The 9,123-nt window shown below is 38.3% G+C and carries 10 protein-coding genes; all 10 read left to right on the plus strand.

Annotated features, from left to right (window positions below; translation table 11 throughout):
• Nucleotides 1–177 precede the first annotated feature (177 nt).
• Entirely contained in the window at nucleotides 178–558 is a 381-nt protein-coding gene (locus ACESTK_RS18440; protein WP_373120430.1) for a DUF4313 domain-containing protein, read from the plus strand.
• 235 nt (nucleotides 559–793) lie between these two features.
• On the plus strand, nucleotides 794–916 hold the full coding sequence (locus tag ACESTK_RS18445) for a hypothetical protein (protein WP_264295764.1): 123 nt from the start codon (nucleotides 794–796) through the stop codon (nucleotides 914–916).
• Nucleotides 906–1,313, plus strand: a complete 408-nt coding sequence (locus tag ACESTK_RS18450; RefSeq protein WP_373120432.1) for a hypothetical protein — start codon at nucleotides 906–908, stop codon at nucleotides 1,311–1,313. Before ACESTK_RS18445 ends, ACESTK_RS18450 begins: the two co-directional genes overlap by 11 nt.
• 18 nt (nucleotides 1,314–1,331) lie before the next feature.
• Nucleotides 1,332–2,027, plus strand: coding sequence for a Cas9 inhibitor AcrIIA9 family protein (locus tag ACESTK_RS18455; RefSeq protein ID WP_373120434.1), 696 nt, complete (start codon nucleotides 1,332–1,334; stop codon nucleotides 2,025–2,027).
• A gap of 2 nt (nucleotides 2,028–2,029) precedes the next feature.
• Nucleotides 2,030–2,557: a hypothetical protein gene (locus tag ACESTK_RS18460; RefSeq protein ID WP_117853648.1), complete on the plus strand. Its 528-nt coding sequence runs from the start codon at nucleotides 2,030–2,032 to the stop codon at nucleotides 2,555–2,557.
• Nucleotides 2,558–2,720: 163 nt separating this feature from the next.
• Nucleotides 2,721–3,599, plus strand: a complete 879-nt coding sequence (locus ACESTK_RS18465; protein ID WP_373120435.1) for a DUF5688 family protein — start codon at nucleotides 2,721–2,723, stop codon at nucleotides 3,597–3,599.
• Between the two features lie 51 nt (nucleotides 3,600–3,650).
• The gene (locus tag ACESTK_RS18470; RefSeq protein WP_373120436.1) at nucleotides 3,651–3,920 is read left to right on the plus strand and encodes a hypothetical protein; all 270 of its coding nucleotides are present in this window, start codon (nucleotides 3,651–3,653) and stop codon (nucleotides 3,918–3,920) included.
• A 27-nt stretch (nucleotides 3,921–3,947) separates the two neighbouring features.
• Nucleotides 3,948–4,631: a DUF5688 family protein gene (locus tag ACESTK_RS18475; RefSeq protein ID WP_373120440.1), complete on the plus strand. Its 684-nt coding sequence runs from the start codon at nucleotides 3,948–3,950 to the stop codon at nucleotides 4,629–4,631.
• Between the two features lie 158 nt (nucleotides 4,632–4,789).
• Nucleotides 4,790–6,952, plus strand: coding sequence for a PcfJ domain-containing protein (locus tag ACESTK_RS18480; protein WP_373120438.1), 2,163 nt, complete (start codon nucleotides 4,790–4,792; stop codon nucleotides 6,950–6,952).
• Between the two features lie 515 nt (nucleotides 6,953–7,467).
• Nucleotides 7,468–9,033: a hypothetical protein gene (locus tag ACESTK_RS18485; protein WP_373120439.1), complete on the plus strand. Its 1,566-nt coding sequence runs from the start codon at nucleotides 7,468–7,470 to the stop codon at nucleotides 9,031–9,033.
• Nucleotides 9,034–9,123 lie beyond the last annotated feature (90 nt).

Raw genomic sequence — 9,123 nt, forward strand, 5'->3', positions numbered from 1 at the left:
AGAAGAATGTCGGAAAGCCGTGTGAGGGAGAACCTCATGCACGGTTTGATGAGGGGCGGATGAAAATTTCATCCGCCTACTCTACCAAAAATTCCAGAATCCAGGCAAAGGGCGCAAATACGAAGGAAAGGAGTTACTGGATAATTCAAAAAAATATAAGCATATCGGAGGAGGAACATGGAACAGAAAACTTTGGAATACGAAGGAAGTCTGTGCAAAGAAGAACTCATTTTGAAAGTGGATTCTTATCGTTGCAAAAACAGGCTTTTTATCGCAATGGTCAAGAAAAAAGATCAGGAAGAGGAACTGTATGACATTTTAACAGTAAGCTTGCCAGGTGAGAATATAAAAATAAACGAAGCATTTATCTCAGATTTTGAGTGCAAGTATAAGCTTTCGTTTATCCGAAAATACAAGCTTGGAGAAGTGCTGCAAAGAGTGGGGCATTCTGGATTTTGTGATTATCGGCTGGTGCGTTTTGATTTGGAAAAACTGGCAGAATATGATCGGGAAGGCATAAAAAAATTTCTTGCAGAACAGGAAGGAGGACATGCATAAATGGAAAATGCCAGGAACCGAAAAACTTTAGAGCTATAAAGAGGGTGGTGGCATAAAAGATGAAGAGTATGCAGGCTATTATTGCCTGGTACTGGCAATTGTCTGCGGACTAAATGCAGCGGAGGCCTGGAAGATCTATCAATATGGACCGGATCATCCGTTAAGTAAAAAAATTCTGAAGCATAAGATCAGGGATTCCTCCCTGAAAAAGCTGAAGAAAAAAGAGCAGGAAAAAATGATGAAAAAGCTGTTTCTGGAAGGATACAGTAAAAATGCAATTGCAGAAGCGTTTGAATGCTTACCGGAAACCGTAACAGCAAGAATCAAAAGAGCAGAGGAGGACATGAATGGAACATAGAAATATAAATACAGTTGGAACGATATTTAATGACTTTTTAGGCTTGTACACAGGAGAAAGACCTGTTGGGATCCATGAGCTGATCCAGAAATATGACAGGCATCCGGTCCTGATGGGATTGTTGTCTAATGTGGATTCTGTTATTTATGTGGATGTTAAAAAGGCCATGTATGAGATCTATCCATTTTACAAGAAATACAGACATCGTGCATTGGATGATAATGCGTGGAAAGACATTGTAGAGAGTGCGGAGACCCTTGAAAAGAAGTGGAATGAAAACCTTTGGGTACGCCGGGTAATACTGAATCTGGTGAATGAGCTTGATAAGGAATCCCAGGAAGTGCAAAGAGCGGCAGCTGGCGGAAATGCAGAAAATCACACCTCCAAAGCTGCATAATGACGGGAGGAACTTTATATGCTGGAAAAATTCGCAAAAAGCATAGAGGAAGTAAATGTCCTGGCAGAACATTACCGGACCTGTCAAAATGTAGCGGCAATAGAAGGGCTTGCAAAAGAATGTTTCATATCCAAAGAGGACACGGATGCTTTTATAGCGGGAAAAAGGAAGTTTCTGCTGAAGGTTTTGTTAACTCAGCAAGCTGTGTCTGTAACCGAAAAACTGACAGAAGAAATGCTTCTTTTGCAGGATTCCGGGTATGCGACCGTGCTTGGCACGTATCTTTTAGACCTTGCCAGAAAAGATCCTGTTATGAAAGATGTGATCCTCCAGCCTCATAAGACGCTGAGACACTGTCTCGAATATGTCCATGAAAAAGCATATGAGACGGCGCTGGAAAAGGCAAAAAAAGAGGGAAAAACTGGTGTGGGGCAAAATGCTGGTATAGCGATTGGCTCTACAGAGGTATTTGCCTGGGTAATAGACTATTACCTGTTGGAAGACCGTAAAGACATGGAGAAAAAAGCGCAGGAAGAAAAAGATACAATAAAGAAAGCCTGGAAAAGAGCGGAATCAATCAGGACATTGTCAGCAAAATCAAAAGATACAGATACGAAGAAAGATGTTTCGGAAGATGCAAAGGTGGCAGCAAAGCCAGCAGCGCAAAAGAAAGAAGAATCGGAGCAGCTTTCTTTATTTAATTTAGGAGCCTGAATATGATTGCATACAAAGGGTTTGAAAAAAATTTAAGCTGCAGGGGTTATCAATTCAAACGATATGGGATCAATGAGACAACGGAGGCAAATTGCAGACAGAATGGATTCCATTGTGCGGAAAATCCGCTGGATTGTCTTGTTCACTATCCGAATTGGAGAAACTCCAGGTATTTTGTAGTGAAAGCATTTGGAGATCTGGATGAAGATGACCGGGATACCAAAATCTCGTGCACAAAGATGGAACTGAAGGAGGAACTGGATTTTTCAATGCTTTTACTACGGGGAGCAGCGTATATGGCAATACATCCGGACCGCCCATGGTGCAGCCTGGTTTGCAAAGAAACAGGTGTGGGCAATAATGGATTCGTAATTGTACGCGGCAAACAACCAAAAGCAAAAGGAAGGAAAAATGATCTTCTTATTCTTGTCCAGGAAGAGCCTGACAGCAATGAGATTATATATGTAAACCAGCTCTGTGTGGATGGCATAAGACATAAGGAAAATGAATGGTACGGAATTGCAGATTGAAAATTGAATGCTGGATCAGCGGTTATAGAGAAACCGCAGAAAGGATTATTACGATGAAGTTAGGATATTTGGAATTTGTTGAGGTATTAAGAAAACAGCTTTTAAATGCTTTGCATTTACAGGAACAGCAAATATTTTTTAAAAAGAAAGCCATGAAGCGGGAATGACTCCAGAGGGAGACCGCTTATTTGTTGAGTGCAATGTAAGCCCAGAAGGCAAAGAAGTGTGTGGAATCCATGCAGAAGAAGTATATGAGGATTACCTGGATGGTGTTTCTGTAGATAAAATCGGAGATACTGTTACAGAAGAAATTAAAAAATTAAGTAAGGCTGGATTCTTCGAAAAAACAAAGAATGTAAATAATTACTCCAAAGTAAAGGGAGACCTGTTTATACGGCTTTTAAACAAAAAGAAACATGAAAAGGCACTGGAAAATGCTGTGTATAAAGAAGTGGATGGCATAGCCTGTGTTTTGTATATGAAAGTTGGTCAGCAAGATGGCCGTATCTCCAGCATGAAAATCCACAAAGCCAGTCTGGCAGACTGGGGAATGGACGAGGACGAAGCCTACGAAAATGCTTTGGCGAATACATATTTCCTTACTCCCCCAAGAATTTATAAGTGGGAATGCCTGCTTTTTAATCCTGATTATGAGGGCGATGACTTTATGGACATGAATTATGAAGAAAATATTGTGGAAAGAAATGCTGGAAGCTGTCTTTCTACAAGTATTCGCACCAATGGGGCTGTGGCTGTTTTTCTGCCGGATGTGGCACAAAGGATTGCAGACCTTATGGATGATGATTTCTACATTGTATTTACAAGCGTCCATGAGGCAATGATTCATCCTAAGAGGATGTTCTGTCCGGAAGATCTTGAAAGAATTTTAAAAGAGACACTTAAAGAGGCTACCCTGGACGAAGATTTTCTGACAGATGAAATATATTACTATGACAGAGGTGCCCGGAAAATAATGAAATGGAAAAAGGTGGTATCAAAAGTAACTTTACCTGCAAGCTGTGTTGAACGGCTTCCGTTGTAAATAGCAATAATAATGTTTTGTGGATTATAAGAAAGGAAATGGAAAATTAATATGTGTGGACATTTGACTTATGAACAATTTATACGGGAATTACGGAATTGGATCATAAAAGAATTAAATCTTCCAGAAAATTATGTTTTCTTCAAGAAAAGAGAAAAAACTGGGATAACTGCCCGTGGAGATCGTTTATTTGTAGATTGTGAAGTAAATGAATCTGGCAGTGATGCATGTGCAATTTTTATAAATGAATTATATGAGGATTATTTGAATGGTGTGTCCTTGGAGAACATTGGAGCTCTGGTGAAACGTGACCTGAATTAGGCAAAAAATCTGGAAAATACCAGGTATCTGAATGATTATGAAAAAATCAAGGATTATCTATTCCTTGGTCTTGTGGACATCAAGTGGCACAGAAGTGAGCTAAGAAACGTGGTTCATAAGACAATAGGGGATATTGCAATTACATTATATGTGAATGCAGGATCTACAGAGAAAGGTATTACATATCTAAAAGTCCGGTCAGAATATTTGGATGAATGGGGCATGGAAAAAGATGAGGTTTTACATGCGGCTCTTTTAAATACATATCATATGGATCCTCCAAGAATCTATGATTTAAAAAGGTTGTTATGCGATCCGGATTATGAAGGCGAAGAATTCATGAACGTGGAAGGGTATTCCATTTCGGATGAGAAAAAACGTGCTGGAATTTGTCTTAGCACAAAAGGATTTTCAAATGGAGCGGTGGCAATTTTTTATCCAGAAGTTGCAGAAAAATTAGCAGATTTCGAGGATGGGGATTATTATGTAGTATTCGGTAATGTAAATATGGCAGTAATATATAGCGCAAAATTATGCCATTTAGAAGATCTTGAAAACGCATTAAGTGATTTTTACAAAAATGAAGTGTCTCATAAAGCGTTTTTATCGGATAAGATCTACTATTACCCAAAGAAAAGAAATCGATTCACAATGCTTCAAAATCGTCTGAAGATTTTAATTACAAAAATTCATATGGATAATGAGGAATAACTATAATGATCAGATACGGCGGGAATTTCCTGCCGTATCTGTCGTTAAGAGAAGCTGAAATCGTTGTGGCAGCAGTGGATTATGGCAAATAAGCATAAAGAGGCGTCTGTGCATTTAATGCTGAATTTATGAAAACAACTTTGGAAAGGATAAATTATATGGAAAAGCAAAAGCTTCAAAAAATGAAAATATTGGAAGCAACAGATGAAATGGTGCAGGCTGCGGAAAAGGATATTCCGATAATAAATAATTTGCCTTATGAAAAAATGACTTACCCAGTTGGCTTGTTTATGCTGGCTGAAGAGGAAGAAAATATTTTAAAAATTGGTTTTTTCTTCACGGAGATTCTGACAGCGGGTGGAAGGCGCCCTTCGTACACCTTATTTATTGACAAGGAAAAAGACTGTTTTATCGGATATGATTACCGGCTGAAGAAATGGACCAATAAAATGCTGGATAAAATTGAACTGCCCAAAGGCGTAAAGGGAGATCATGCCTGGTGTGATCTAAACAGCCGCAATCAAATATGGGAAACCCTGGGTGAGGAATATAAAAAAGATAATGTATGTTATGGCCTTTTTCATTTTGAAGAACAGGTACGGGAAAGGCAAAAGATACAGAAACATTTAAAACGAACAACCGCCTGGGACCAGGTTATGAAATACGTCAGGGAAACTCCGAAGGACTGGGAGAAATGGCTGAAAAAAGTGGGAATTACACAGAATTACATTTTTTATGAATACTCTCGGAAGAAAAATATCACAGGCTACTGTACATGGTGTGAAAAGAATGTGGTGGTGAATGGCGTAAAACACAACAGGATGGGAAAATGTCCTAACTGCAGGCATAAGATTCAATATAAGGCAGTGGGAAGACAGCGCATGGTAAAGTCAAAAGAAGAAACTGCATATCTTTTGCAGACATGCGGTGATAACTTTGTTATTCGTGAATTCAGGGCAGATGTGAAATATGACATGGTTGCTTATACAAAACCAGTTTATAACTGGAGAGAGCTGCGACGATATGTATTTGATAAAGACCTTAACGAAAAAGAATTTTACTGGGGCTATTATCATGGGACAGAAGAGAACAGATGGATCCATGGGTCATTAAATACATACAACCCTTATTGCTGGGGGAATTGGGGATATGAACCCCGCTATCCGGGACATATCTACAAAAAGTCACTCCATGGAATAAAAAATAATCAGCTTAAAAGAAGCGGATTCCATGAGCTGGCCAGAAAAAGTGAAACAGTAGAGCCGGTAGCCTATTTTCATCGGTTAAAGCAATATCCTTATCTGGAGCAACTGATAAAAGCCGGGCTGAATGAGCTTGCAAAGGAAATCATAGGAAACAGCACTTCTATTTTTTATAAGGAAGCAGATTCGCTTGGACATGCTCTTGGGATTGATATGTTCCGCCTGAACCGCCTTCGCAATAATCATGGTGGAAAAGTATTTCTGCAATGGTTGATTTATGAAAAAGGATTTAAAAAAGTGATGAAAGATAACGTGATTTCCTGGTTCTCGAAATGGCAGATCTGTCCGGAAGAGCTTTTGTTTGTACTGGATCGGATGAGACCGGAGCAGATAAAAAATTATTTGGAAAAACAGGCAAAAGAAAGTGAAAAAAAACCAAAGGAGCTTATTGGTACCTGGAAAGACTATCTTGACATGGCGTCAAAGCTTGGTATAGACGTGAAGGATCCAATTATATACCGTGTGAGAAAACTGGAAAAACGGCATAACGAACTGGTTCAATTGATGATAGAGAAGAAAATGGATATAAAAGCCGAAGAGATCGCAGAAAAATTTCCTGGTATAGAAAACGTCTGTGAGAACCTGAGAAAATATGAATATAGCGATCATACTTTCCAAATTGTGGCACCGCGGAAAATCAAGGATATTCTGGAAGAAGGAGAAGAACTGCAGCACTGCATCATTGGAAAAGATACTTATTTTGCGCGCATGGTAAAACAGGAGTCTTATCTTTTGTTCCTGAGAAAAAAGAATGCACCCCAAAAGCCATATTATACATTGGAAGTAGAACCAGATGGGACAGTACGCCAGAAACGGACATATTTTAACAGGCAGAACCCGGATATTAAGCAGGCCGAGAAATTTTTATTGCGCTGGCAGAAACAGCTTTCGCGTAAACTTAATAAGGAAGATAAGATTCTTTCGCTAAAAAGCCGTGATCTTCGAAAGAAAGAAATTGAGGATCTGCGGGAAAAGAAAGTAAAGGTGAACGGATTTGGCTTTACTGGAAAGCTGCTTGCGGATATTCTGGAGGAAGATTTAATGGAAAATGCTGCATAAATGGTATTGTTCCTATATTGTTGGCTCATACGAGTCTTAGAAAATAATTTTGTAAATTATCATGGTGATGAAATTAAAATACTACGTATATGGAACTACGGTGAAATTGACACAAAACTACAGAATGATATAATAAAAATGGCATTTGGCAGCAGATACTGCGTAAATTCTTATCTCGATTTTGTTTGAGATTAAAAAAATTATATGCGTGAATAGAGCGCCCAAAATCAAGAAGATTATTGATTTTAGGCGCTTTTATTGTTTCCAAATGCCAATCTCCAATACGAAAGGGGGAAAGTATGTGCTGTGTCAACTCCATATGTTGAAAGGAAGACGATATTATGCATAAACCAAGGCGGAGAACCAAATATTTTGAAAGATTCTATTTTGAATATGAAGGTATTTTATACCTAAGCAAAAAAAATTGTTGTGAGAAACTTGGATTTGAGTATGGTTCTGTTTTAGGGTATAGACATACGAATAATTGTTCTTTCACGGAGGCACTTGATCATTTCATGGAAATACGTGAGCAGAATCAATTTGTTTTTCGCAATCGGAATTGGTTGAATCTCGACAACTGCTGTGAATTTTATGGTGTAAATAAATTTACCGTGCGACATTACCAATATGATTATGGTGATACCATTCAGGAAGCATTAGAAAAAGCAATTAAGTATACGAAACAGATAAAATTCGTTTACAAGGGAAAAACATATCCTTCTTTAGCAAAATGCTGCAGGGAAATGGGAATACCAGAATCAACAGTACGAAAATGCATGGCAGAAACTGGAAAAACCGGAGCTGTTGCATTGACCCATTGCATAAAAAAAGCGGAAGAAAGAAAATATAGTAATCCGTCCCCGTTTTTTTATAGAGAAAAGGAATATTCAATGTTTACAGAGTGCTGTCGTGAATTTAATCTGGAGCCAAACAAGGTCAGACAAAAAAGCATTTCGCTGAATAGCTCGTTACAAGATGCACTGGATTTCTTTCTCTTAGATCACCCTGTAAGGAGAAAAAAGAATTTTGATGACAATTATTCTATTGAATCGGTATCAGCAACATGTAGGCAATATGGAATTAAAAGAGCTGATGTTTACAATTATATAAAAGACAATCAGTGTTCCAAGGAAGAAGCAATCAGGTATTATATTGCTGTTAAGAACAAAATTGGAACTGGGTCTATTACATTTGAAGGCGTTAAATATGTAGATGTCCGAGAATGTTGCAGGAAACTTGGAATTTCTTACAGATGGGTGTGTGACAGGATTATATATAAAAATGCTGGAGTGGATGAAACTTTGTTTTATTACAAGACAGAGAAAGAAAAATGGCAGAAGATGTCAGAAGAGCCGATTTATCTGGAAGATGGAACAAAATATGATAATCTTCACGATTTTTGCCGGGTTCTTAAGATACGCCAAACAGATATTTATGGGTATATATACCGTCATGATTGTTCCGTGCAGGAGGCAGCAGATTTTTATGCAAGCAGACAAGCAGCTGTGGATAAAGAAATGATACAAATTGGGGAAATGGTGTATACAGATCTTCAGAAATGTTGTAAGGAACAGGGAATTCTTTATCGCTGGGTGTGTAATAAGATGCTGCGCGAAAATATTACAGCTTCTGAAGCAGTCAAGTATTACATTCGCAAAAATGAAAAGAAACAGTTAAAAGCCCAGAGAAAAGCAGCACTTAAAGTGAAAGGGAAAATGCCGGAACCACAGAGAGTTGTTGTTATGGGACAGGAATATGAGTCAAAAGAAAAATGTTACAAAGCCCTTGGGATCACTAAAAAACTGGTTCTTAGACACATGCGGGAAACAAATTGTCTGTTTGAAGAGGCGGCTGCTTATTGTTACGAAAAGAAACGGAAAAAACAATTTGAATTTCGTGGGAAAACATATAAAAGCTATAACGCCTGTTGTAAAGCATATGGAGTGGCACAGGAATATGTTGCATTAAAAGCCAACAGGGAACGAATAACAAGACAGGAGGCAATAGAAAAACTACTGGAGCAAAGAGAAAATAAAAGTACGTTGTTGGTTGATAACTTAATTACGAAAGATGAGGGATAATATGACAAGAAAAGGAAATAAACAGGAAGAACCAGAGAAACTTCTTCTTTCAGTAAAGGAAACATGCGAATTAACTGGTTTATCAGAAAG

Origin of the sequence: Ruminococcus sp. Marseille-P328 (assembly GCF_964249465.1) — a bacterium.
In the GTDB taxonomy this organism is placed as follows: Bacteria; Bacillota; Clostridia; order Lachnospirales; family Lachnospiraceae; genus Blautia_A; species Blautia_A faecis.